The organism is Stenotrophomonas sp. SAU14A_NAIMI4_8, assembly GCF_003086695.1.
GTDB lineage: Bacteria > Pseudomonadota > Gammaproteobacteria > Xanthomonadales > Xanthomonadaceae > Stenotrophomonas.
Window position 1 is genome coordinate 2,225,330 of record NZ_CP025999.1, and the last position, 23,599, is coordinate 2,248,928.

The 23,599-nt window shown below is 64.4% G+C and carries 24 protein-coding genes; 19 read left to right on the forward strand and 5 right to left on the reverse strand.

The window, feature by feature from the left end; translation table 11 throughout:
- Window positions 1-75 precede the first annotated feature (75 nt).
- Together C1930_RS10270 and C1930_RS10275 are read left to right on the forward strand one after the other, a co-directional pair.
- Window positions 76-969, forward strand: coding sequence for a LysR family transcriptional regulator (locus C1930_RS10270; RefSeq protein WP_108771654.1), 894 nt, complete (start codon window positions 76-78; stop codon window positions 967-969).
- Between the two features lie 292 nt (window positions 970-1,261).
- Window positions 1,262-1,762, forward strand: coding sequence for a hypothetical protein (locus C1930_RS10275; RefSeq protein ID WP_108771655.1), 501 nt, complete (start codon window positions 1,262-1,264; stop codon window positions 1,760-1,762).
- A 58-nt stretch (window positions 1,763-1,820) separates the two neighbouring features.
- Here C1930_RS10275 and C1930_RS10280 read toward each other — a convergent pair whose 3' ends face one another.
- Window positions 1,821-2,372, reverse strand: a complete 552-nt coding sequence (locus C1930_RS10280; protein ID WP_234412767.1) for a cation transporter — start codon at window positions 2,370-2,372, stop codon at window positions 1,821-1,823.
- A gap of 158 nt (window positions 2,373-2,530) precedes the next feature.
- On the opposite strand from C1930_RS10280, the gene C1930_RS10285 reads away from it, so the two are divergent.
- Together C1930_RS10285 and C1930_RS10290 are read left to right on the forward strand one after the other, a co-directional pair.
- Window positions 2,531-2,941: a helix-turn-helix domain-containing protein gene (locus C1930_RS10285; protein WP_108756223.1), complete on the forward strand. Its 411-nt coding sequence runs from the start codon at window positions 2,531-2,533 to the stop codon at window positions 2,939-2,941.
- Window positions 2,942-3,130: 189 nt separating this feature from the next.
- Complete coding sequence (locus tag C1930_RS10290) at window positions 3,131-4,990, forward strand: TonB-dependent receptor (protein WP_199912422.1); 1,860 nt, start codon at window positions 3,131-3,133, stop codon at window positions 4,988-4,990.
- Window positions 4,991-5,014: 24 nt separating this feature from the next.
- Here C1930_RS10290 and C1930_RS10295 read toward each other — a convergent pair whose 3' ends face one another.
- Both C1930_RS10295 and C1930_RS10300 read right to left on the reverse strand, forming a co-directional pair.
- Window positions 5,015-5,527, reverse strand: a complete 513-nt coding sequence (locus C1930_RS10295; protein ID WP_199912423.1) for a nucleoside 2-deoxyribosyltransferase domain-containing protein — start codon at window positions 5,525-5,527, stop codon at window positions 5,015-5,017.
- A 127-nt stretch (window positions 5,528-5,654) separates the two neighbouring features.
- On the reverse strand, window positions 5,655-6,119 hold the full coding sequence (locus C1930_RS10300; protein WP_108771659.1) for an Lrp/AsnC family transcriptional regulator: 465 nt from the start codon (window positions 6,117-6,119) through the stop codon (window positions 5,655-5,657).
- A gap of 99 nt (window positions 6,120-6,218) precedes the next feature.
- On the opposite strand from C1930_RS10300, the gene C1930_RS10305 reads away from it, so the two are divergent.
- The 10 genes from C1930_RS10305 (at window position 6,219) to C1930_RS10350 (ending at window position 16,902) form a co-directional block, all read left to right on the forward strand.
- Window positions 6,219-7,109: an EamA family transporter gene (locus C1930_RS10305; RefSeq protein ID WP_108771660.1), complete on the forward strand. Its 891-nt coding sequence runs from the start codon at window positions 6,219-6,221 to the stop codon at window positions 7,107-7,109.
- Between the two features lie 282 nt (window positions 7,110-7,391).
- Entirely contained in the window at window positions 7,392-8,105 is a 714-nt protein-coding gene (locus tag C1930_RS10310) for an ABC transporter ATP-binding protein (protein ID WP_108771661.1), read from the forward strand.
- Window positions 8,106-8,128: 23 nt separating this feature from the next.
- Complete coding sequence (locus C1930_RS10315) at window positions 8,129-9,439, forward strand: ABC transporter permease (protein WP_108772579.1); 1,311 nt, start codon at window positions 8,129-8,131, stop codon at window positions 9,437-9,439.
- 4 nt (window positions 9,440-9,443) lie between these two features.
- Entirely contained in the window at window positions 9,444-10,676 is a 1,233-nt protein-coding gene (locus tag C1930_RS10320; RefSeq protein WP_108771662.1) for an FtsX-like permease family protein, read from the forward strand.
- A gap of 161 nt (window positions 10,677-10,837) precedes the next feature.
- Window positions 10,838-11,050, forward strand: coding sequence for a hypothetical protein (locus C1930_RS10325; protein ID WP_108756229.1), 213 nt, complete (start codon window positions 10,838-10,840; stop codon window positions 11,048-11,050).
- A 120-nt stretch (window positions 11,051-11,170) separates the two neighbouring features.
- Window positions 11,171-12,394, forward strand: a complete 1,224-nt coding sequence (locus C1930_RS10330) for a radical SAM protein (protein WP_108756230.1) — start codon at window positions 11,171-11,173, stop codon at window positions 12,392-12,394.
- Between the two features lie 17 nt (window positions 12,395-12,411).
- Entirely contained in the window at window positions 12,412-13,617 is a 1,206-nt protein-coding gene (locus C1930_RS10335) for an HEXXH motif-containing putative peptide modification protein (RefSeq protein ID WP_108756231.1), read from the forward strand.
- Window positions 13,618-13,641: 24 nt separating this feature from the next.
- Window positions 13,642-14,127: a hypothetical protein gene (locus C1930_RS10340; RefSeq protein ID WP_108771663.1), complete on the forward strand. Its 486-nt coding sequence runs from the start codon at window positions 13,642-13,644 to the stop codon at window positions 14,125-14,127.
- A 36-nt stretch (window positions 14,128-14,163) separates the two neighbouring features.
- A complete protein-coding gene (locus C1930_RS10345) occupies window positions 14,164-16,266 on the forward strand; it encodes a peptidase domain-containing ABC transporter (protein ID WP_159093587.1) in 2,103 nt (700 codons plus the stop codon).
- Between the two features lie 15 nt (window positions 16,267-16,281).
- Window positions 16,282-16,902 (forward strand): hypothetical protein, encoded by a 621-nt coding sequence (locus tag C1930_RS10350; protein WP_108771665.1) that lies wholly within the window; start codon window positions 16,282-16,284, stop codon window positions 16,900-16,902.
- Between the two features lie 47 nt (window positions 16,903-16,949).
- Here C1930_RS10350 and C1930_RS10355 read toward each other — a convergent pair whose 3' ends face one another.
- Window positions 16,950-17,945, reverse strand: coding sequence for a LysR family transcriptional regulator (locus tag C1930_RS10355; protein WP_108771666.1), 996 nt, complete (start codon window positions 17,943-17,945; stop codon window positions 16,950-16,952).
- Between the two features lie 121 nt (window positions 17,946-18,066).
- On the opposite strand from C1930_RS10355, the gene C1930_RS10360 reads away from it, so the two are divergent.
- Genes C1930_RS10360 through C1930_RS10380 form a run of 5 tightly spaced genes read left to right on the forward strand, consistent with a single transcriptional unit; the run spans window position 18,067 to window position 22,601 of the window.
- Window positions 18,067-18,984, forward strand: a complete 918-nt coding sequence (locus C1930_RS10360) for an alpha/beta hydrolase (protein ID WP_108771667.1) — start codon at window positions 18,067-18,069, stop codon at window positions 18,982-18,984.
- Window positions 18,985-19,009: 25 nt separating this feature from the next.
- Window positions 19,010-19,945, forward strand: coding sequence for an alpha/beta hydrolase (locus C1930_RS10365; protein WP_108771668.1), 936 nt, complete (start codon window positions 19,010-19,012; stop codon window positions 19,943-19,945).
- 48 nt (window positions 19,946-19,993) lie between these two features.
- Window positions 19,994-20,767 carry an SDR family NAD(P)-dependent oxidoreductase gene (locus tag C1930_RS10370; RefSeq protein ID WP_108756238.1) on the forward strand — a complete coding sequence of 258 codons (774 nt, stop codon included), beginning with the start codon at window positions 19,994-19,996 and terminating at the stop codon, window positions 20,765-20,767.
- An 18-nt stretch (window positions 20,768-20,785) separates the two neighbouring features.
- On the forward strand, window positions 20,786-21,424 hold the full coding sequence (locus C1930_RS10375; RefSeq protein WP_108771669.1) for an SDR family oxidoreductase: 639 nt from the start codon (window positions 20,786-20,788) through the stop codon (window positions 21,422-21,424).
- 16 nt (window positions 21,425-21,440) lie between these two features.
- Complete coding sequence (locus tag C1930_RS10380; RefSeq protein WP_108771670.1) at window positions 21,441-22,601, forward strand: NADH-dependent flavin oxidoreductase; 1,161 nt, start codon at window positions 21,441-21,443, stop codon at window positions 22,599-22,601.
- A 26-nt stretch (window positions 22,602-22,627) separates the two neighbouring features.
- Here the strand turns inward: C1930_RS10380 and C1930_RS10385 are convergent, their stop codons facing one another.
- Window positions 22,628-23,536, reverse strand: coding sequence for a DMT family transporter (locus tag C1930_RS10385; RefSeq protein ID WP_108756241.1), 909 nt, complete (start codon window positions 23,534-23,536; stop codon window positions 22,628-22,630).
- Window positions 23,537-23,599: the final 63 nt, after the last annotated feature.

Genomic DNA, 23,599 nt, shown 5'->3' on the forward strand with positions numbered 1-23,599 from the left:
CGATAGGCCGCACCCGGTACGCCGATAAGCCGGCTGAAAGTTGATGCATTGCTGAGTTGAGCTCACAATTGGCCCATGAGCACCGTGAAGACCAACGATCTGCAGGCGTTCCTGGTGGTGGCGCAGGAGCAGAGCTTCACCAAGGCGGCCGTTCGCCTTGGGGTCACGCCCTCGGCGCTGAGCCATTCCATGCGGCTGCTGGAAGAGCGCCTGGGCATCCGCTTGCTGGCGCGGACCACGCGAAACGTGTCCCCCACCGAAGCCGGCGAGCGCCTGATGCGCTCCATTGCGCCGCACTTCGAGGCCATCGGTGCAAGCGTGGAAGCCTTGGCCGATCTGCGCGATCGCCCGGCCGGAACGCTGCGGATCTCCTGTACGGATGATTCCATGGAGACCGTCATCCGACCGCGGCTTGCCGGGTTCCTGGCCGAGTACCCGGACATCACGCTGGAGTTCTACGTCGATTACGGCTTCACCAATGTGGTGGAGCAGCGCTTCGATGCCGGCATCCGGCTGGGTGAGGCGCTCAGCAAGGACATGATCGCTGTCAGGGTCGGGCCGGATTGGCGCCTGGTGGTGGTCGGTTCGCCTGAGTACTTCAGGAAACATCCCCAGCCCCGCAAGCCTGCCGACATCACCCGGCACCGCTGTGTGCACATCCGGCACCGACCCAACGGTGCCATCTATGCCTGGGAGTTCGAGGAGAAAGGCAAGGAGTTCACCGTGCGCGGCGACGGACCCCTGGTCTTCAACAGCATGATCCACGTCATCAATGCCGCACTGGACGGGCTGGGCTTGGCGTACGCGCCAGAGCCGATGGTGGCCGAGCACATCGCGCAGGGAAGGCTGGTGGCGGTGCTGGACAAGTGGTGCGTTCCTTTCCCCGGTTACCACCTGTACTACCCTAACCGTCGGCAGCCCTCGCCTGCGTTTGCGGCGCTGGTGGCGTGGCTGAGGTTGGATCAGTAGAGACAGACGCGACCGAGGTTGCCAATGAGAATGGCAACACGCGAGCGCAGGCGTGGCCCTTGGTCCGTCAGTACGACTTTCTGGCGGAATGCACGGAACTGGGGCGTATTCGGGTTGGCGCTCTGTGCGAGGTAGAGGCCGATAAGGCGGAAACGCATCAGGCGCGATTCGACAGGCTCGGGTGCTGTCTGAGGCTGCGCTTTGGTAGGCAGTTCAGTCGAGCAAGCTCGACGCTACGCTGTGGTGCTGTATAAATGGGCGCCGATCCGGCGTACGCGGATACACCCTTCAGATGCCCATAGGCTATGTGCTGGTTCTGATCTTTCCCGTGCTTGCGGCGGTGTTCCGCATTTGGGCCAGTGCGAGTGTGGATGGGAGCGCCCGGATCTCCGCGTGGGACTGCGCCGTAGATCTATTCAAGGGCGGGGCCCTTTTCTTGGCGTTGGGTCCGCTGGTGGGCACACTGGCTGCCTTTCTCGCCGTCTCACTGAAAGCGGGCACCGTGCTTAACCCCTTGGCCGTGCTGTTCCTGCTGTTGTTTGCCTACCCATTGGGTGCCATTCCTGCGATGGCGACGGGCGCCTTGATGGGTGCCTTGAAGCCCTGGCTGTGGGGCTGGCGGGCCTTGGTATTGAGCAGCGCGATGGGGGCGCTGCTTTCATCGATTCCGTCACTTGCTGCGGGCAGTGCGCGCGGATTGAGCGATGCTGCATTGTTCGCCGCCTGCGGCGGCGTTGCGGGATTGGCTTGTGCGCGTTTGTTCTTTGGGGCGCCTGGCAAGGCAAGCGGTTGATTGGGGATTGGCGGGACATTCAGTCGAGCAAGCTCGACTCTGCGGGTGGGGCGGGTGGCTACTTTGAAGGTGCACGTATCGCGGGCCATGCCTCGCCAATCACGCCAAGTGCAGATTTCAGGAACAACAGGGCGATCACCGCGCCTGCTGCGATGTCCGGCCAACCCTTTCCGGTCAGTGCAACGCCACCGGCAGCCACCAGTACCCCGATGTTGGCGGCGACATCATTGCGGGAGCACTCGAAGGTGCTTTTCATGTTGATGTTGAGCGCGCGGAACCGCCACAGCAGCGCCAGGCACAGCAGATTGGCCACCAACGCAATGGCGCCGAACCCCAGCATCAAGCCGCTGGCAGGCGGCACGCCGTGGACCAGCTTGTTGACCACCTCCACCACGATGAAAGCAAAGAACGCCAGGATCAGCAGCCCCTTGGCGAGGGCCGCACCGGCCTCCCAGCGCGCCCCTCGGTTTACCGCCCACAAGCTCAGGCCGTACACGATCGCATCGCCCAGCATGTCCACTGCATCGGCCTGCAGAGCGCTGGAACGCGCCACGATGCCTGCACCGAACTCGATGAAGAACATCGCCAGGTTGATGATCAGTACCGCCACCAGTACGCGCCGCTGCGCACTGTGGAGGGCCAAGGCTTCCAGTTCCTGGCGCTTGTGGCCGCAGCAGTGGTCCATGGGTGTCTCCCGCCCGGTAAGCCGGGCTTGAAAAGCGGTGGGACAGTCGTTATTAACCCTGTAGCCCCTACAAGGTCAAGCCCATGCCCACCCACCTCACCATCGGTCAGCTGGCCCGCCAGACCGGCACCAAGGCCGAGACCATCCGCTATTACGAAAAGATAGGCCTGCTGCAGCCGCCGCTGCGGTCGGAGGGCAACTACCGCTACTACGGCAGCCAGGACCAGAGACGTCTTTCGTTCGTGCGTCGCGCCCGTGAACTGGGCTTTTCGATCGAACAGATCCGCGAATTGATTGCCTTTGGTGAACAGCGGGAGCACGAATGCAGTTCGGTGGACGATGTGGTGAAAGCGCATATCGCTGAGATCGGTCGCCGGATCCAGGACCTGCAGGCGCTTCAGGCCGAACTTGAGCGGATGATCGGCAACTGCCCGGGCGGCCGCGTGGCTGACTGCAGGGTGCTGGAGGCCCTTCAGCCGCAACCTCGCGCTTGACCTTGTAGCCGCATCAAGGTTTACAACGCCGGGCCACTTCGCCACCGCGCGGCCTTGCCGCCCTGACGACCCATGACCCTGCTGCCCCACCCGCTTGCTCTGGCGCTGAGCGCTACCCTGCTGTCCACCTTTGCCCCGGCCAATGCGCATGAACCGCCCGCCGCGCACGACGACCACCACGATGAGGCCGTGGAGCTGGATGCGGTGATGGTGCAGTCAACCCGGTCAGGGCGTCGCGTTTCCGACGAGCCGATCCGGGTAGACGTGGTATCGCAGGAGGAGATCGAGGAAAAGCTGCTGATGTCGCCCGGCAACATCTCCATGCTGGTGGCCGAAACGGCGGGCGTGCGGGTGCAGAACACCTCGCCGGGCATGGGTGGATCAAACATCCGCATCCAGGGGCTGCGTGGCCGCTACACGCAGTTGCTGGCCGATGGATTGCCGCTGTACGGCGGTCAGTCATCGTCCATCGGACTGCTGCAGATTCCCCCGACCGACCTTGGCAGTGTCGAGATCATCAAGGGCAGTGCATCGGCCTTGTATGGCCCAGCAGCGTTGGGTGGCGTGGTGAACCTGATATCGCGCCGACCCAAGGAAACCGCCGAGGCCGAAATGCTGCTCAACGCCACCAGCCGTGGTGGGCAGGACGTGACGGGCTATGCCGGCGGGCCGCTGACCGACCACTGGGGCCTCTCGGTGGTGGGGGGTTACCATCGCCAGGACCGCCAGGATCTGGACGGGGACGGCTGGGCCGACATTCCCGGCTACGAGCGTGCCACGATCCGGCCGCGGTTGTTCTGGGAATCGGAAAATGGCGCGCGTGCGATGGTGACAGCAGGTGCAACGCGCGAAAGCCGCTGGGGCGGAACCCTGCCCGGTCGCCTGGCGCCCGACGGGCAGCCTTTCGCGCTGACACAGCGCACGGAGCGCTACGACGCCGGGGCAGTGGTGGATGTTCCAGTGCGCGAGAGCGACCGGCTGCAGCTGCGCGCATCGGCCATGTCCACCCATCACGACCACGGGTATGGCCCCTCGCAGGACAGCGACACCCATCAGACGGGTTTTGCGGAAGTGAGCTATGCGTCCGGCGTTGGCGCCACCAGTTGGCTGGCGGGCATCGCCGCCCAGCAGGACCGGTTCCGTTCTGACCGATATTCCCAGTTTGATTACCGATACACCGTACCTGCCCTGTTCGTGCAGGCCGAGCACACGCTGCGCGATGACCTTACGCTGTCCGGCAGTGCGCGCTGGGATGACCACAGTGCCTATGGCGGGCACTTCAGCCCCCGCCTGTCGCTGTTGTTCCGCCCTGACCCATGGACTCTGCGCGCCTCGGTTGGCAGGGGCTTCTACGCACCAACGCCTTTCGTCGAGCAGATCGAGGCAGCTGGCCTGTCACGGCTTGAGCCGCTCTCCGGACTTCGCGCGGAGATTGCTACGACCGGGTCCATCGATGCAGGGTACGTGCATGGCCCCTGGGAACTGAACCTCAGCGTGTTCGCGTCCAACATCGACCATGCGGTACGCCTGGTGGACGCTGCGACCGCCCCAGGTGAGCGCGTGCAGTTGGTCAATGTGGACGGCGTTACCCGCACCCGTGGCAGTGAACTTCTGCTGCGCTACCGCTGGCGGGACGTTACGGTTACTGGAAGCTATGTCTACACCGATGCGCGCGAGCCCGGTGAAGCAGGCACCCGCCGGCGCCTGGTTTCACTCACCCCCCGGCACAGCGCAGGGCTGGTTGCCATGTGGGAGCAGCATGGCCGTGGCCGTGTGGGCCTGGAAGCCTACTACACCGGCATCCAGGCGCTTGATGACAATCCCTGGCGTCGGCGCAGCCGGCCGTATCTGGAAGTGGGTGCCCTGGGCGAGATTGTGCTGGGAAACATCAGCCTGTTCCTCAACCTGGAAAACATCCTCAACGTACGCCAGAGCGGCTACAACCCGATGCTGCGGCCTCGCCGCGCCAATGATGGCCAGTGGACGGTGGACGCATGGGCGCCGCTGGAAGGGTTCGTGGTCAATGGTGGTGTGAGGATGAAGTTCTAGGCCTTCAGTCGAGCAAGCTCGACTCTACGGGCGGGGCTGGTGGATGCGTGCTCGCACGGCTTCGATCAGCTCGGCCAGGTTGTCGTAGCGCGGCACACCATAGCGGTCGCCGGTGATGTCCAGGTTGCCCTTGCGCCAGAACCCTTCCGGCGCGGCAACCAGCAGCTTGCCGGAGCGCGCGTAAAGCCCGAATTCCAGCAAGGTGATCGGGCTCTGCGTGCCCGGGGCGAAATACATCAAAACAATGTCCGCCTTTTCCAGGGCGGCAAGCTCCCACTGCACCTGTTGGCGGAAGTTCGCGTCGCTGTCGCTCGGCTTCCACGCCGGATTCCAGTCTTCCCGCCGCGGGTTGAGCATCAGTACGCCGTCATCTGCCAGCGCCTGCTGCACCTGTGCCTGCCAATCGCCGGCCTTGCCCATCTCGATGCTGCCGGCCAGGAACACTGTCACGCGGCCATCCGATGGCGGGAGCGGCGCCGGTGAAGTCACCGTCTGCGAGGGCGACGCCCAGCAGGTCATGGGCACGATCAGGGACAACAGAAAGGCAAGTCGAAGTTTCATGGGTAGGCGGTACGGACAGGCAGACGGCATTGTTGCATCTATTGATGACAGCCGAACCGGGTCGGGCGCCCTGCCCCATCCTTTGCCGCATCGAAATTGCCGGTTATTCGCTACCCGGGCCGCACACGGCCAGCCCGACCTTGACGCGTTCCAGCACCGGTAGGCTTCGATAGCTTTCCACCAGCGCGTTGTCTGCGAACAGCCGCTCGGCCAGGCGTCCATAGGCTTCCAGGTCAGGCAGCAAGGCGATGAGGATCAACCCGCCGTTGCCGGTGACGTGGTAGCACTGCTGGATCTCGGGTGCGGCCAGGAAAGCATCCTTGACGGTGCGCACCACGCTGGACTGGTCGCTGACCAGGTGCACTTCTACTACGACCGTAACCAGCGCCCCGACCGCGCGCGGGTCAACCACCGCGATGTTCCTTTCGATCACGCCGGATTTCATCAGCGCCGCGACCCTGCGCTGTACCGCAGCGGGCGACAGGTTCACCCGCTCCGCAATCACGCGCTGTGGCGTCAGGTTGTCGTGCTGCAGAATCTGAAGAATGGCGAGGTCGAACTTGTTCATGTCGCACGCTCGTTTAGTGGATCTGGCAGAGTAATTTACTCGGGCTGCCTGGTGAAATGTGCGAAACAACCCGCGGGCGCGCGGCTAGCATGGCTTCCCATGAAGAACGACCTTGCCCAGGCAGCTGCGGCCGCCGGAATCGGTGCCATCGCGCTCTCCCTAGTCAGCCAGAATGTCGGCGCGGCCTGCGCGAAGCACCTGTTCGGCGCCATTGGCGTGGAGGGCACCATCGCCCTGCGCATTGGCCTGTCGGCGCTGGTGCTCATGGTCCTGCAGCGCGCCTGGCGCCATCTGCCAGGTCGCGGCCAGTTCGGTGCAGTAGTGTTGTACGGCCTGATGCTGGGGGCCATGAACACCCTGATCTATCAGGGGTTCGCGCGAATTCCCATGGGCGTGGCGGTGGGAATCGAAGTTCTGGGCCCGTTGGCCGTCGGCGCCCTGGCGGGCCGCCGGCTGATGGATCTGCTGTGGTCGCTGCTGGCACTGGGTGCCCTGTTTCTGCTGCTGCCACTCGGCCAGGCCGCGCACGGCGCGTTGGATCCGATTGGCGTGCTGTGCGCGATCGGCGCGGCCGTTGCCTGGGGGCTGTACATCCTCGCCGGCAAGCGCGCTTCGCACCTGCAGGGCGTGAATACGGTCGCCTGGGGCATGGTGGCGGCGTCAATGCTCGCCGTCCCCGTTGCCATCACCAGCGGCGACACCCGCTTTGCCTCCCCTGCCTTCCTCATTCCAGGGCTTGCTGTGGCCTGCCTGTCGGGCGTGCTGCCGTATGCGCTGGAAATGTGGGCGATGCGGCGGCTTTCTGTTTCTGCGCTTGGGGTGGTGCTGTCGGCAGCGCCGGCCGTTTCAGCGGTGGTGGGCTGGTTGCTGCTGAGGCAGCGCCTGAGTGCGATGCAAGCAGCGGCACTGGGGCTGATTGTGGTTGCAATGGCAGGGCATGCGCTTACGCGGTCGCGCAGAAGCAGAGCGCGGGTTGCGGCGACGAAGTGACCGCGCGCGGCGTGAGATGTCTAGTCGAGCGGGCGCCTCGCTACTGGGTTGCTTGCACCATCGAGATTCATGCTGTATTAATCACACTCACTCGCACCGAAGGATCGGAACGCAGATGAAGTCACGGATAGACCGGATGTTCTTCCCAGCTGCAGCACGCAGCCAACTCCATAGCGCCAATTACTGATTTATCGCGCCCACGCCCTGATCGCGTGGTCGTTGTGCTGTGCAGCAGTCCTGAGGTAAGCCGATCAAGCCAATCTCGTTGGGGATGCGTTTCCTATGCTAGTGCTTCGCGACGTTAGTAAGCTGTATCGCACGGGAGGTGTGGAAACCACTGCGCTACGTGCATTCAATCTGCACGTGCACGCGGGTGATTTCATCAGCGTCACCGGGCCGTCTGGCTCGGGAAAATCCACGCTGCTGAACATCATGGGCCTGCTGGAACTGCCCAGTACAGGCGAATACCTGATCGATGGCGTGCCGTCGCAACGGCTCTCGGACCGCGAGCGTTCGCACCTGCGCAGCGAGAAATTCGGCTTCGTATTCCAGGGATTCAACCTGCTGCCGGACCTGTCGGTGTTCGACAACTGCGATATGCCGTTGCGCTATCGCCCGATGAGCGCCCGCGAGCGGCGTACGCGTATCGAGGATGCGCTGGAGCGCGTCGGCCTTGCATCACGGATGCGCCATCTTCCTTCGCAGCTTTCCGGTGGCCAGCAACAGCGCGTCGCCATTGCCCGGGCGCTGGCCGGTTCGCCGCGCGTGCTGCTGGCCGATGAACCGACCGGCAATCTCGACAGCCAGATGAGCGAGGAAATCATGGCCATGCTGGAAGGCATCAACCAGGCGGGCACTGCAGTGCTGCTGATCACCCATGACCGCGCACTGGCTGCGCGCGCAGACCGCAACATCCGCATTCTGGATGGCATCGCAAGCGAAATCCGCGCAGGCGATGCGGCCGATATCGCACTCGCCCCGTCCGAACTGGCATGACGATGCCGATGCTCCGCCCTGCCCTGTTCGGCTACTACCTGCGCACCGCACTTGCCAGCCTTCGCCGCAACATCCTGTTGACCGCACTGATGATCGGCGCCATCGGCATGGGCATCGGTGCGGCCATGACCACCCTTACGGTGTTCAAGATCATCAGCAACGACCCACTGCCGGATCGCAGTGCGCGCGTGTTTCATCCGCGCCTGGATGCACAGGGCATGTCGGGTTACGTGCCCGGTGCAGAGCCGCACGACCTGCTGACCCGCTACGACGCCGAGCAGCTGCTGCGGGACAAGCGTGGCGTGCGGCAGGCCATGATGTACGCAGGCAATGCGGTCGTGCAGAGCGACGCCGCGGCCGACATGCCGTTCCGGCAGCGCATCCGTTACACCTCGGCTGATTTCTTCCCCATGTTCGCGGTGCCGATGCGCTATGGCCAGGCATGGAGCGCCAACGAGGATGCGGCCGAGGCTCGCGTGGTGGTACTGGGCAGCGCGCTCAACCAGCGCCTGTTCGGTGGTGCCAACAGTGTGGGCAAGCGCCTTCGCATCAACGATCAGGAATTCAGCGTGATCGGCGTGGCGGCGCCGTGGCACCCCCGGCCCACGTTCTACGACCTCAACCGTGACGGCGGGTTCGCCGAACAAGAACAGCTGTTCATGCCATTCGCCACATCGCGTGCGCTGCGGATGGGCTTCGCCGGCAATCTCGACTGCTGGGGTCCGATCGACAAGGACACCGGGCAGCTCGGCCTGAACGCCCCCTGCGCATGGGTGCAGTACTGGGTGGAGCTGTCCAGTGCGCAGGACGCGGCCGACTACCGCACCTATCTGGAAAACTACTCAAGCCAGCAGCGCCAGCGTGGTCGTTTCGAGCGCCCGGTCAATGTCCGCCTGGACAACATCCCCCAGTGGCTTGACTACAAGCGCGTGGTGCCCAGCGATGTGCGGCTGCAGACCTGGCTCGCTTTCGGCTTCCTGTTCATCTGCCTGCTCAACACCACTGGCCTGTTGCTGGCCAAGTTCCTGCGCCGGTCGCCGGAGATCGGCCTGCGCCGGGCGCTGGGTGCGCCGCGCAGTGCTGTGTTCCAGCAGTGCCTGGTCGAGGCAGGCCTGATCGGCATGGGCGGTGGGTTGCTGGGACTGCTGCTGGCCTGGTGCGGCCTGTGGCTGGTGCGCCAGCAGGCCGCCGGCTATGCCGCGCTGGCAGGAATGGATGCCAGCACCCTGCTTGGCACGTTGGCACTGGCGCTGCTGGCCAGCCTTGCAGCGGCGGTGTTTCCCGCCTGGCGCGCGTGCCTGGTGGCACCGGCCAGCCAGTTGAAGAGTCTGTGAGCCCATGACCGATATCGCCCCCATCCTTGCGGCACTGCGCCGCCACAAGATCATTGCGTGCCTGGTGGTGCTTGAGATCGCCTTCACCTGTGCGGTCATCTGCAATGCCGGCTTCCTGATCGTCGAGCGCATCGAGCGCGTGCAGCGCCCCTCGGGCATGGCCGATGACATGCTGGTGCGGCTGCAGCTCAGTGCGGCCAAACGTGGCGATCAGGACGCCCTTGCACAGACGCGCACCGATCTGGCCGCGTTGCGCGCGATCCCCGGCGTTCAGTCGGCAACGGTGATCAGCCAGATTCCCTTCGGCGACTCTTCTTCGAACAGCGGCGTGAATCTGCGCCAGGACCAGGAAACGCCAACCCTGGATGCATCGGTCTATCTGGCCGGCCCCGATGCGCTGCCCACGCTTGGGCTGACCTTGGTGGGTGGTCGGGACTTCACCGCCCACGATTACATCGACTGGGTGCCCGGCACCAACCCGGGGGAACTGAATATTCCCGCGGCGATCATCACCCAGGCCATGGCCGAGCGCTTGTTCCCGGGTGAAAGCGCGGTGGGCAGGCAGTTCTACAGCTGGGGTGGCGAGCCGACGCGGGTGGTGGGGGTCGTGCAACGGCTTACCCGCCCCAGCGAAACCGATGATCCCAGCGACATGGACTACTCGATGCTGTTCCCGGTTGCAGTTCCCTATACCAGCGGCGCCAACTACCTGCTGCGTGTGGCGCCCGGGCAACGCGAGACCGTGCTGGAGCAAGCGACGGCAGTACTGCGCCAAAGCGGGCCGCCGCGCATCCTGGGGGTGAACAACGGCACGATCGAGGCCCTGCGCGACCGTTACTACCGCAATGACAAGGCCATGGCGGGGCTGTTGGCGCTGATCTGCGTCCTGCTGCTGGCCATCACCGCCACGGGCATCATCGGGCTGGCCAGCTTCTGGGTGCAGCAGCGCACACGGTCGATCGGTATCCGCCGCGCACTGGGCGCAACGCGGCTGCAGATCCTGCGCTACTTCCAGACCGAGAACCTGCTGCTGACGCTGCTGGGCTCGCTGTCCGGCGCCATGCTGGCGGTGGCGCTGAACCTGCTGCTGATGCAGTTCTACGAGGTTCCCCGGCTCCCGCTGGGCTACCTGCTGCTGGGCCTTGCCGTGCTGGTGCCGCTGGGCCAGCTCGCCATTCTCCACCCCGCCCTGAAGGCCACGCGGGTGGCACCGGCCACCGCCACCCGCAGCGCCTGAACTCGGATTCCGCCCGTGCCGCAGCCGCGGCATGTGGCGACAACGCGCACGCACCGGGTGCATCTGCCCGGTTGCTGCGAAAGGTCGGCGCAGGATAAGCCGGCACGAAGGAAGTAGAAGGAATGAGAAGTTCCAATCAACGTCAAGACAATGGAGGTTTCATGGATAGCAAGCTCAAAGGGTTGGCCGATCGTCTGAAGTCCCGGATCGACGGTGCTGCAACGCCCTTGGTTGGTGCCAGCGACATGACGGATCTGATCGACGCCCATCTGGACCTGGTCAGCGCCGCCCACGGCTCGGGTCATACCTCGGGTCACAAGTCCGGCCATGCTTCGGCCGGCACGGGTGACAGCGAGGTGGAGATCAAGGGCTGATTTCAGTTGGTCTGACGTCTGGGCACCGGCGGTTTCGCCGGTGCCCTCTCACCCGCAGCGCGCTCATGACAGGCCAGTACGGACGGCCTGATCCACAGCGCAGCCACAGGAAGTGCGCGAATGACTGAACTGTTCAGAGGAAACCGTCTTGACGTGGTGCTCAAGCTGGCCGAGCGCTGCAACCTGGCCTGTCCCTACTGCTACTACTTCGAGCAGGAAAACAACATCTCCGAGCTCAGCCGTGCGCTGATTCCAGAGCAGACCGTGATCGACACCGCCCGGTTCCTGCGCCAGGGCGCCCAGGAGATGGGCATCGAAAACATCTTCCTGGGTCTGCACGGCGGCGAGCCGACCCTGTTGCCCAAGAAGCGGTTTGATCGCATGTGCACGATCTTCCGCGAAGAGCTTGGTAGTACCACCAAACTCCATATCGGCATGCAGACCAACGGCACCCTGATCGACCCGGAGTGGATCGATCTGTTCGAGAAGCACAACGTCATGGTCGGCGTGAGCATTGACGGCCCCAAAGAGGTGCATGATCGGCAGCGGCCGGACCGTCGAGGGCGCGGCAGCTATGACAACAGCGTGCGCGGCTTGAAGCTGCTGCAGCAGGCGGCCAAGGCGCGAAGGATTCCGGCAACCGGCGTACTCTGCGTGGCCAATCCCGATCTGCACGGCGGCGATCTGATCCGCCACTTCGTGGAAGAGCTGGACGTGCACAGCCTGAACCTGCTGCTGCCGCGCGAGGGTCACAACAGCACCTACCTGCAGTCGCAGGACAAGTGGATCCGCTACTTCAACGAAGTGATCGACTTCTGGTTGCACACGCGCGGTACCCGGCCGGTGCGGATCTACCTGTTGACCGAAATCGTGCTTGCGCTGATGTCCGAGGAGTACGCCGAGGGCCTGGACTACCAGCGCGCCAACCGCCACGGCATCATTACCGTATCGGCAGAAGGATTCCTGGGGCCGGACGACAACATCATGGCGCTGGACAAAGCGTTCTGCCTGACCGATGTGACCGTGCGCAACACCACGCTGGCGCAGTTCTTCGCCAGCCCGATCTGGCAGACGCTGGTCAAGAGCGTCGACACCCCGCCAACCAAGTGCGCCAGCTGCGACTGGTACCGCACCTGCCGCTCGGGCGAACTGTTCAATCGCTACGCGCCCGGCACCCACTTCGACCAGGCATCGGTGTTCTGCGAGACGCTCGATTCGATCCACACGGCAATGGCCAGCATTCTGTCCCAGCGCGAGGGGGCACTGGAAACCATGGCCGGCATCCTGGGCGGCACGCCACGCCACGCTGCGCGCGATTTCCTCAACCCGATCGTTACCGCCTGACTCTGCGGAGATACTCGATGGACGTGTTCCGCGCTTTATCGACACCGTTGGAAGGAGACCACCGCTGGCTGGCCGCAGAGTTGGCGACGCTGCATTACGCGGCGTTCTGCAAGCGCGTGATCGACCGCAAGGGCGGCGGTGATCACGCAGCGCTGGCAGCCGAACTGTTGGCGCGGGTCAGTGCCCGGGCCCCGTCGCTGGGCTACTGGACACCGGAGGCCAGCCTGGTCTTCGCGGGCATCAAACCGCCCGGCGCGGTGCCCGGACATATCGCCAGCGACGACTGGCTGCGCGCCCAGCTGCTGTTGAGCGGGATTGCCGTAGGCGTGCTGGATGACCTGAGCCTGCAGTTCGACGTGGACGATCCACTGCTGCTGTGCGGGCGCAGCCTGCCGGGGCGGCTATCGGTGCGCGCTGCGGGCCGACGGATCACCGTGCGACTGCCCGATGGCGGCCATCTGCACTGGTCCGCAGTGGGTGAGCGCGATGGAGCACCCGTCTGGAACGACGAACGTGCGCCCGACACCTTCGTGATGCTTGGCGGTCAGCCGGCTATCCGGCTGACCGGCTCGGGCTGGCATGAAAGCCCGTGGATCCGTGACACCTTCAGAGTGCAGGCACCCACGCCGGAGATGGCCCCCCAGGTGGCATCGGCTCTGGCATTGCTTGAGCGCGTGGCCCCGGCCCATGCCGCTTGGGTGTGCAGCGTATTGAAGGAGATCACGCCGCTTGGCCGGCCAGCAGCCAATACGATCGCCAGCAATTCATCGGCACTGCGCATGGGCGGCATCGATCTGGCCGTGCCCGCCGATGCATTGGAGACCGCCGAAATGCTGGTGCACGAGTGCACGCACCAGTACTTCCACATGGCCAGTTGGCTGGGCCCGACGGTGGTCCCCGAAGCCGGCTCGTACTATTCGCCCCTGAAGGGCTGCCATCGCCCCCTGGACCGCATCCTGCTGGGGTACCACGCCTTCGGCAACGCGATGATGGTGTTCGACCGTCTGGCGGCCGACGGCCTGCAGGCCGATATCCAGGTGCGCTGGGAGACGGTGTCGGGTTATCTGCGCGAGCTCGCCGTTCCGCTGCGCGATGGGGAGGAACTGAGTGAGCTGGGCCAAGCCTTGTTCGATCCGCTGCGGTCCCAGTTGGCCACGCTGGAATATCCCGGTCCCCGCCCGACGGTCGGGGCTGTTTCTGACGCGGTGCTTGAACGCGCATGAGTACTCCCGACAGGAAGCGGGCCGATGCGCCCTGATCCTCTGCACAACCGCCCGTTCTTCCGGCCAGAGGCGGAGGCGTACCGGCGCTTCCGCCACCTGGGTGCCATTGCCCTGTTCAGGCCACTGCCGGTGCGGCTGCTGGCCGTGGTGCCGCTGATCGCATTGGCCGTGGCCGGCATGGCGGCGGTGTCGCTGACGCTGGTGCCCCGCGCGGAGCTGCGGTCCGCGGCGTGGGGGGGCACGGCGGGCGTGCATCTGGTGATCGATTCGGACAAGGCACCGTACTTTCACACAGGTGACGAAATAGAACTGCTGCGCGACAACCAGATACAGGGCGTGGCGCGGATCGAGGCCATCGTGCCGATGGTCTGCCCCACCGGGTCCAGTGGCACTGGGCGAGGCCATTGCCTGCAGATCCGTGCGCGCAGCCACGCCTCGATCGCACCGGGCACGCCGCTACCCACCAGTGTGCGTGGCGCGCCGCGCCGCTATCTGCTATCCAGAGTATGACTGTCCGATATGAAATTCCGCGCACGTAGCGTTCCGATGATCTACCAGGCAGAGAGCAGCGAATGCGCGCTGGCGTGCCTGGCCATGGTGGGCGCCAGCCATGGCATGGACATTCCGCTGCTGGAATTGCGCGAGCGCTTCCCGATCTCGCTGAAGGGGTCGACCCTGCGCGACGTAGTCGAACTGGCCGACAAAATGCAGCTGGCCGCGCGCTCACTGCGTTGCGAGATGGCTGATCTGCCGCGCCTGCAACTGCCCGCGCTGCTGCACTGGGATTTCGAGCACTTCGTGGTGCTGGTGGCCATCAGTGGTGACACGGCGATCATCCACGATCCCGCCCACGGCGTGCAGCACCTGCGGCTGGCCGAGGTTTCGCACCACTTTACCGGCATCGCCGTGGAGCTCACGCCCCGCCCTGCCTTTGCGGTACAAAGGGTCGACAAGCGCTTCACGCTGGCGGCGCTGCTACGCACCAGCCGCGGGGTATTCGGCTACGTCGGCCAGGTTCTGTGGATCACGCTGTTCCTTGAGCTCTTCGCCCTGCTCAGCCCGTTGCTGTTGAAGACCGTGATCGACACCGGGCTGGCGCACCGGGACATGGATTTCATCACCGCAATCACGGCGGGCTTTGCCGGTGTCGCACTGCTGCATGGCATGGTGGCGTTGGCACGTGACTACGTGCTGCTGCACTTCGGCACCCGCTTCAATGCCCAGTTCATGGGCGCGCTCATCCAGCGCATGATGCGTCTGCCACTCGGCTTCTACAGCAAGCGCTGCATTGGTGACCTGGTCGACAGGTACCAATCCACGAATGCGATCCGGCAGACGTTGACTGGTGCCCTGCCGCGGGTGCTTCTGGACGGGCTCATCGCGCTGGCCGCGCTGGGCATCATCGCGGCGATCTCGCCGCCCATGGCCGGCATCGCACTGGCCACGTTCCTGATCTATCTGACCGCCAGACTGTGCCTGTTCCAGCGCACGCGTCGGTTTGCAGAGGATGCCGTGAAGGCGCGCTCGGAGGAAAACTCGCATGTGATCGAAACCCTGCGTGGCATGCAGCCGATCAAGATCTTCGCCAAGGAGCACGAACGGCTGGGGGCATGGACCAACCACTACAGCCGGTTGGTGAATGCAGACATGCGCGCAGGCATCATGGCGTCCGCGCAGGGCGCCGCCAAGGTCACCCTGCTTGGGCTGGACATGGCCGCCAGTGTGTATGTGGGCGCCCTTCTGGTGGCCAACGGCAGCATCAGTCTGGGCTTGCTGTTCGCGCTGTTCGTGTACAAGGCGCACTTCGCCGCCAAGGCAATGGCACTTGCAGAGCAGGTGATGGAACTGCGCCTGGTCGGCCTGCACATGGACCGGCTTTCCGAGATCGCCGTTTCGCCGATCGAGCAGGACCCGGCCGACAGCCGTGGGGTTCCCGAGGCTGCCCGGTACGATTTCCGCATCGAACTGGACGGTATCAACGCCCGCTTTGCGCCGCAGGAAAAGCTGGTGCTGCGCGATGTCTCGCTGAAGGTACAGCGCGGCGACTTCATCGCCCTGACCGGACCTTCCGGCAGTGGCAAGACGACGTTGTTCAAGGCATTGCTGGGCCTGTTGGATCTGGAGTCCGGGCAGATCCGCCTGAACGGCGAGGACATTCAAGGCTACGACCTGCAGCAGTACCGCCGCCTGTTCGGCGTGGTGATGCAGGAGGACATGCTGCTGACCGGCAGCATCCTGGACAACATCGCATTCTTCACCTCCAGCCCGGATGAAACGCGGGCCCGCCAGTGCGCACAGACGGCGTTGATCCTGGACGACATCGATGCAATGCCAATGAAGTTCAACAGCCGCATCGGTGACCTGGGTTCCGCGCTGTCGGGCGGCCAGAAGCAGCGGATCCTGCTGGCCCGCGCGCTCTATCACGAGCCCCGCATCCTGCTGCTGGATGAAGGCACGGCCAATCTGGACGAAGCGTTGGAACGGCGATTGCTCGACAACCTGGTGGCCTTGGGTATCACCTGCGTTTCCATTGCCCATCGCCCGGAAACCATCCGGCGCGCCAATCGTGTTTACCACGTGGAGGCAGGCACGGTGCAGCAACGCGCTGTGGCGTCGCCCTCCCCCGTGATCCCCTGCGCCATCCATTGAACAAGGAGTTGTTTCATGGGCTTACGACGTATTGCTCCGCGCGCGCACAATCGCTCCGATCAGGTCGATCTGTTCATGCGCCTGTGGGACGTGCCACTGGATGATGCACAGATGCGCCACATCGGGGAGCATGCCCCCATTTCGCAGAAGCGCTCGATCTTCGGCAACATGAATCACGAAGGCGCACCGTACCCCGCCAGCAGTTGCCTGGCCTCTCGCTTCCATCCCGATTTCCTTGCCGTGGTGGAGCCCGGTGTGCGCGACTTCCTGGTGGCCATTGCCGTGGACCACAACCTGGTGACGTATACCAGCTGCGAAGGCCATGACTACCGGCCCGATGGCCGGCGCCCGGACGAGCGCCACGTCGGTCTGATCCCGCGCAGCGCCGAGGAGAGCGCCCGGGCGATCGCGGTGTTCGAGGCGGTGGGCCGGACACTCAATGCCATGCCCGCCTCGCCTGCCGTGGAGGTGGCGTTGATGCTGAACGAGGTGCATGACGGGCAAGCCGTCTATCCCACCATCGACCTCTATCTGAGCAAGCACGCCGATGCGGACTGGGACGACTACTTCGCGGGCGTGGACATGGCGACCGCGCAGCTGGTTGCCGCGTTGGAGAGCGAGCAACCGATTGCCTGATGCTGGGCGAGGGGTCTGGGGGCATCCGTAGTCGAGCAAGCTCGACTCTACAGGGGCTTGGGGCGGCTTCCGTGCCGCTTCTTTACGCGGCGGTCTTCGGTTGCCACGCGCTTGCGCTGGGGCGAGGCCAGCGCCTCGCGCCGCTCGATCAGGAAATCCATCAGTGCCCGCACCTTAGCCGGCATCTGGGCGCGTGATGGGACGTACAGGAAGAAGCCGGGAAAGGGGCGACACCACGGCGCCAGCACGCGCACCAGTGCGCCACTGGCCAGCTGTTCGCGCACGCACAGATCGATGTGGCGGACCAGGCCTACGCCCTGCAGGGCGGCTCGCAGCATGCTGTCATCGTCGTTGAACACCGCGTTGCCCTGCGGCTCGAACACCAGCTTCCGCCCGTCCTCGCCCGGCGCGGTGAAGGTCCAGTGGTCGATCGTGCCGCTGGAGGTGAACCGATACGCCAGGCAGTTGTGACCGATCAGGTCTGCCGGAGTCTCGGGGATCCCATGGCGCTCGAAGTAGGCGGGTGACCCGACGATGGCCATCTCCAGTGGCGGCGTGATGGGCACCGCCACCATGTGCTCGTCCAGGCTTTCGCCCAGGCGGATGCCGGCGTCCAGACCGTTGGCAACCAGATTGGAAAAGCCATCGTCCATGATCAGTTCCAGCCGAAGCTTGGGGTAACGCGCCAGGAACTCGCCCATGTGCGGTTCCAGCAGCAATCGCGAGGCGATGCGTGAGGAGTTCATGCGGATCACGCCCGAGGGCTCTGCGTGGACCTCGCCCAGTTCACCCACGGCCCTCTCGATGGCCGCCAGTGCCGGCTGCAGCACGCCCAGCAGCTGCTGCCCCTCTTCGGTAAGCGACATGTTGCGGGTCGTGCGATGCAGCAGGCGCACATCCAGCCGCTCCTCCAGCGCCTTCAGGTGCTGGGACAGTGCCGCCCGGGTGATCTCCATCTCCGCCGCCGCCTTGGTGAAGCTGCGGTGCCGGGCGATATGGGCGAACCAGGTCAGGGCCGTTACCAGGGAAGGCTCGAGGGGCATTGTTTAGCTCTTCTTACGACTCATGTATCCGGAAGGCTATTTATCGCGCCCAATCCGGTCAATAGCATGGGCACCGTCGGCACTCGAGCCGGCCACAGAATACCCACCCCGGAGCACGCAGATGCGCAACGTCACGTTCAAGAATCTCAACGGCCAGGGCGTCACCACGGCGGCCACGCTGTACTTCCCCGAAGGCTTTGATGATGCCGCGAAGTACCCCGCGGTGGTGGTGTCGCACCCCGGTGGCGGCGTGAAGGAGCAGACCGCCGGCCTGTACGCGAAGAAGCTGGCCGAAGCCGGCCTGGTCACCATCGCCTTCGACCGTTCCTACCAGGGCGCCAGCACCGGCGAACCGCGGCAGCTGGAAAACCCCTATGTCAGCACGGAGGATGTGAGTGCAGTCATCGACTACCTGACCACCCTCCCCTACGTGGACCCGGACAGGATCGGCGCGATGGGTATCTGTGCCGGTGCCGGGTACAGCGCCAACGCTGCGATCAACGATCGCCGCATCAAGGCGCTGGGCATGGTCAGTGCGGTGAACATTGGCCAGATGTTCCGCAACGGCTGGGAGAACACGGTCAAGGACGCCGACGCCGTGGGCTACCTGGACTTCGGTTCAAATGCGCGCACCACCGACATCGCCTCGGGCCAGTTCGCCACCATCCCACTGGCACCGCTGCGCGAAGAAGACGCGCCCAATGCCGAGCTGCGCGAAGCCTGGGAGTACTACCACACCCCACGCGCCGAGCACCCCAACGCGCCGGGCTTCGCGCTGACCCGCAACCTCAACCAGATCATCACCTACGACGCCTACAACAAGGCCGAAGCGTTCCTGACCCAGCCCATCCTGGCCGTGGCTGGCAGCGTTGCCGGCAGCAAGTGGATGAGCGATGACCTGCTGGCCCGCGCCGCAAGCAAGGACAAGTCCCTGCATGTGGTTGAGGGCGCCAATCACATGTCGCTGTACGACGTACCGAACTTCGTGGATGAAGCGGTCTCGGTGCTGGCGCCGTTCTTCCAGAGCCGCCTGAAGTAAACCCCGGTCCAACCAGGAGAACACGATGAATACCGTTTCCATCAAGACGGTCACCTACGCGAACCTGGGCTGGCAGACTGCAGCCGACATCTACTTCCCGGCTGGTTTCGACGAAAGCAGGAAGTATCCAGCCATCGTCAGCACCCATCCCATCGGCAGCTGCAAGGAACAGACCGCGGGCAATGTCTACGCCAAGGGCCTGGCCGAACAAGGCTTCGTGGTGCTGGTGCACGATGCCAGCTTCCAGGGCGCCAGCGGCGGCGAGCCGCGCTTCATCGAAGACCCGTCGATCCGGGTTTCGGATATCCGTTTCGCCGTGGATTACCTGCAGTCGCTGCCGTATGTCGATGCCGGTCGCATTGGTGCCATCGGTGTCTGCGGCGGCGGTGCGTACACCATCCACGCTGGCATTACCGACCACCGCATCAAGGCACTGGTGTCCATCACCGGCGTGAACTACGGCCGTTTGATCCGCGAGGGCTTTGCGCAGTTCAAGCCGCGCGAACTGGCCGCCAACATCGCCGGCATGCGCACGGCCCAGGCGCAGGGTGCCGAGCGTGATGTCGCCAACCTGCTACCGGACTCGGAGGATGCTGCCAAAGCGGCAGGTATCACGGACATCGACGTGCTGGAAGCCACCGAGTACTACAAGACGGCGCGCGGCCAGCAGCCCAATGGCGCCACCAGCCAGCTGATGTCCTTCAGCGGCGCGGCGATGGGCTGGGATGCCTTCCTCAACGCGGAAGTGCTGTTGACCCAGCCGCTGATGGTGGTGATTGGTAACAAGCCCGGTGGTTTCGGCGCCTACCGTGACGGCTGGGAGATCTACAGCCGTGCAGCGTCCGAGAACAAGCAGATCGTCGTCGCTGAAGGCTGGTCGCACTACGACCTGTACGACAAGCCGGGGCCGGTCGCCATTGCGATGGCCCAGGTGGTTCCGTTCTTCAAGGCAACGCTCTGACAGGCCGCCAGGTCGCCACGCAGCACGCAATACGCAAAGGAAGTACACATGAACCCTCTTCTCTCTGGAAAGACCGCCATCATCACCGGTGCCAGCAAGGGCATCGGTCTGGCCACGGCGAAGCGGTTTGTCGAGCACGGCGCCAAGGTCGTGCTGACCGCCCTGGACCAGGCCGAGCTTGATCCAGTCGTGCAAGACATCCAGGCCGATGGTGGCCACGCGCTGGGCATCGTTGCGAACTCGGCCGACCCTGCGGCACCGGCGCGTGTCTTCGCCCAGGCCATCGAGGCGTTCGGACAGGTGGACATCCTGGTGAACAACGCCGGCTATGGCGACATGATGTCCATCGAGGAATACACCGACGAGCACTTCGATGAAGTGGTGCAGGTGAACTACGCCGGCGTGTTCCGCTTCTGTCGCGAGGCCGTCGCGCACTTCATGCCGCGCGGCACCGGCGCCATCGTCAACGTGACCTCGGTGAACGGCTCGCTGCCGCTGGGCGGACTGGCGTACGTGTCCACCAAGGCAGCGGTGAACGCGATGACCACCAACATCGCCGTGCGTTTCTCGGGCACCAGCATCCGTTGCAACGCGGTGGCCCCGGGCAACACCGATACGCCGATGGCCCGTGACTGGGCGGCCGGCAAACTCACCGGGGGATCGACGATGGTTCCCTACATCACAAAACACACCGACCAGTCCCTGCCCTTCACCCAGCCCGAGGACCAGGCCAACGCCATCCTCTACCTGGCCAGCGACATGGCACGCGCAGTTACGGGACGGGTGCTGGTAGTCGACAACGGCGCCTACATCGGCGCCTGACAACACAGGATCACACACATGAAGAACGTTCTTATCCTCGGCGCAAGCGGGCAGATCGCCCAGTGGGTGATCCGCTCGCTCGCCGCAGAGGCAGGCATCCAACAGACCCTGCTGCTGCGCGACCCGAAGAAGCTGACCGGCAAGGAGCCGGCCAACGCGAAGGTGGTCATCGGCAACGTGCTGGACAGGAAACTGCTGAAGGATGCGGTGGCAGGACAGGACATCGTCTACGCCAACCTGACCGGCGACGACCTGGACAGGCAGGCGCAGGCGGTCATTGCAGCGATGCAGAGCGCCGGCGTGAAGCGCCTGGTCTTCGTTCTGTCGCTGGGGATCTACGACGAGGTGCCGGGCGCGTTTGGCGACTGGAACAACGACATCATCGGCGAAGACCTGAAACCCTTCAGGCGTGCGGCCGATGCCATCGAGGCTTCCGGGCTGGACTATACGATCCTGCGCCCGGCCTGGTTGACCGACGAAGACGAGGTGGACTACCAGACCACTGAAAAGGGCCAGCCGTTCAAGGGCACCATCGTTTCCCGCAGGAGCGTCGGCGATCTGATCGGCCAGATCATCGTTGACCCGGCACGCTTCGTCGGGGCGGACCTGGGCGTGAACAAACCCGGCACCGACGGCGACAAGCCCTTCTTCATGTAACCGCGTGATATCGACGATGAATGACCCGCTGTTTGAACCCTATGTCTTCAGCAACGGCACGGTGCTGCGCAACCGGATCGTGATGGCACCGATGACCACCTGGTCGTCCAACCCGGACCAGACCGTTTCCGCAGACGAGCTGGCCTACTACCGTGCCCGCGTGCAGGGTGTGGGCCTGGTGCTGACCGGCTGCACCCAGGTGCAGGCCAACGGTGTCGGCTTCACCGACGAGTTCGCCTCCCATGATGATCGTTTCATCCCCAGTCTGCGCAAGCTGGCACAGGCTGCAAAGAGCGGCGGCGCCCCTGCCGTGCTGCAGATCTTTCATGCGGGCAACAAGGCGGTGCCCTCGCTGATACCCGAAGGCGAACTGGTCAGCGCCAGTGCCATGGCGGCACCGAAGGGGCCGTTCAATAGTGGCGAGATCATGAGTCGTGCGCTTGACGATGACGAGGTGCTGGCCGTCATCCATGACTTTGGCGAAGCCACCCGCCGCGCGATCGAGGCGGGATTCGACGGCGTGGAGCTTCATGGTGCGCATGGTTTCCTGATCCAGAACTTCCTGTCGCCGTTGTTCAACCAACGAACCGACAACTGGGGAGGCACCCTGGAGGCGCGAATGCGCTTCCCGCTGGAGGTGGTACGTGAAGTGCGCCGTGTGATTGCCCTTCGCGCCCGGCGGCCCTTCCTGCTGGGCTACCGGATATCCCCTGAGGAACCGGGCGAAGGCGCGCTGCGCGTAGGTGATGCCCTGGCCTTGGTGGACGCGCTGGTTGCAGAGGGAAACCTGGACTATCTGCACGCGTCGCTTTACAGCGTCCTGGGCGGCAAGCCGTCGGATGCAGTGGATGAGAGAACCACCGCCGAGCTGTTCATTGAGCGCGTTGCAGGGCGCCTGCCGTTGATGGCTGCAGGCGGTCTGCGTTTGCCCCAGAATGCGCGCGCCGCTCTGCAGGGTGGGTTGACCCTTGCTGCGGTCGGGCGTGGCCTGGTGATGGATCCACAGTGGGTGCAGAAAGCGCAGGCGGCGCACGATCGGGATATCGTGACCGCACTGGCTATGGACGCCGACGCTGGGGAAGCGGAGGTTCCAGAGAAGCTGCTGGACGCGATCCGTTCGAATCCGGGGTGGTTCCCTGTGCGATCGGTGGGGGTGCTGGAGGACGCAAGCGGCTAGTCTGCGACCACATTGCTTGATTCACGTCAGTGTGACGCCGACGCGTCATCCACGACCATGACATCGTCAGGCTTCCTGCGAGCGGCGTACTCGGCCAGTACCACGCCGAACACGGCCATCAAGCCCCCGCCAACAACCCAGGTGTTCAATGCCTCGCCCAGCACCAGTACGGCAAGCAAGGCGGTGACGATGGGAACCAGGTTGAAGAATCCGGCAACGCGGGCGGCGCCCAGTCGATGCAGGCCTGTCATCCAGGCCAACGGTGCCATGATCGAGGCGCCGACCGCAGCGAATGCGATGCAGCCAATGGCCGCCCCGCCCTGCACGCCATTGCCTGCAGCAAGGCATAGCGGAAGCAACAGGATCGTTGCAGACGTGGCCTGGAGAAAGAGCGATTCGATCAGCGTTACGGCAATGCGCCACTTGTGCATCAGCAGGTTGTAGGTAGCAAACGCCACCGCACCGAGCAGCATCAATGCGTCGCCCTTGTTGATGCCATGGGATGCCAGCGCTTCAAAATCGCCGTGAGACACCACTGCAATCACCCCAACCAGGGAAATGATCGAGCCGATCACCGCGCCGACGCGGATCGCGTTCCCCATGAAGACGCGTGACAGCCCCAACGCGATCAGCGGAATGAGCGCCTGGATGACACCCATGTTGGTGGCAGACGTGAAATGCGCGGCGTAGTAAGCCAAGCATTGGAACATGACGCCACCCAACGCCCCCAGCACGAAGAATCGAGCCCAGTTGGCCTTGATGACCGCCAGATTGGTCTTCAGCCGTGGCAGCGCGAAGGGCAGCAGGATGATGGCAGCAGCAAGCCAGCGCCAGAAGCTGATGTCCACCGGGCCGACGGATCCTGCGGCGAGCTTTGTAACGATGGTGTTGGCGCCCCAGAGCAGGCAGGCAAGAAGCGGCAGCAGGTAGTACATGGCAATCTCGACGACTGGAAATCAACGGTCGCCAGCGTAGACTTGGCGTAATTTCGTTACATC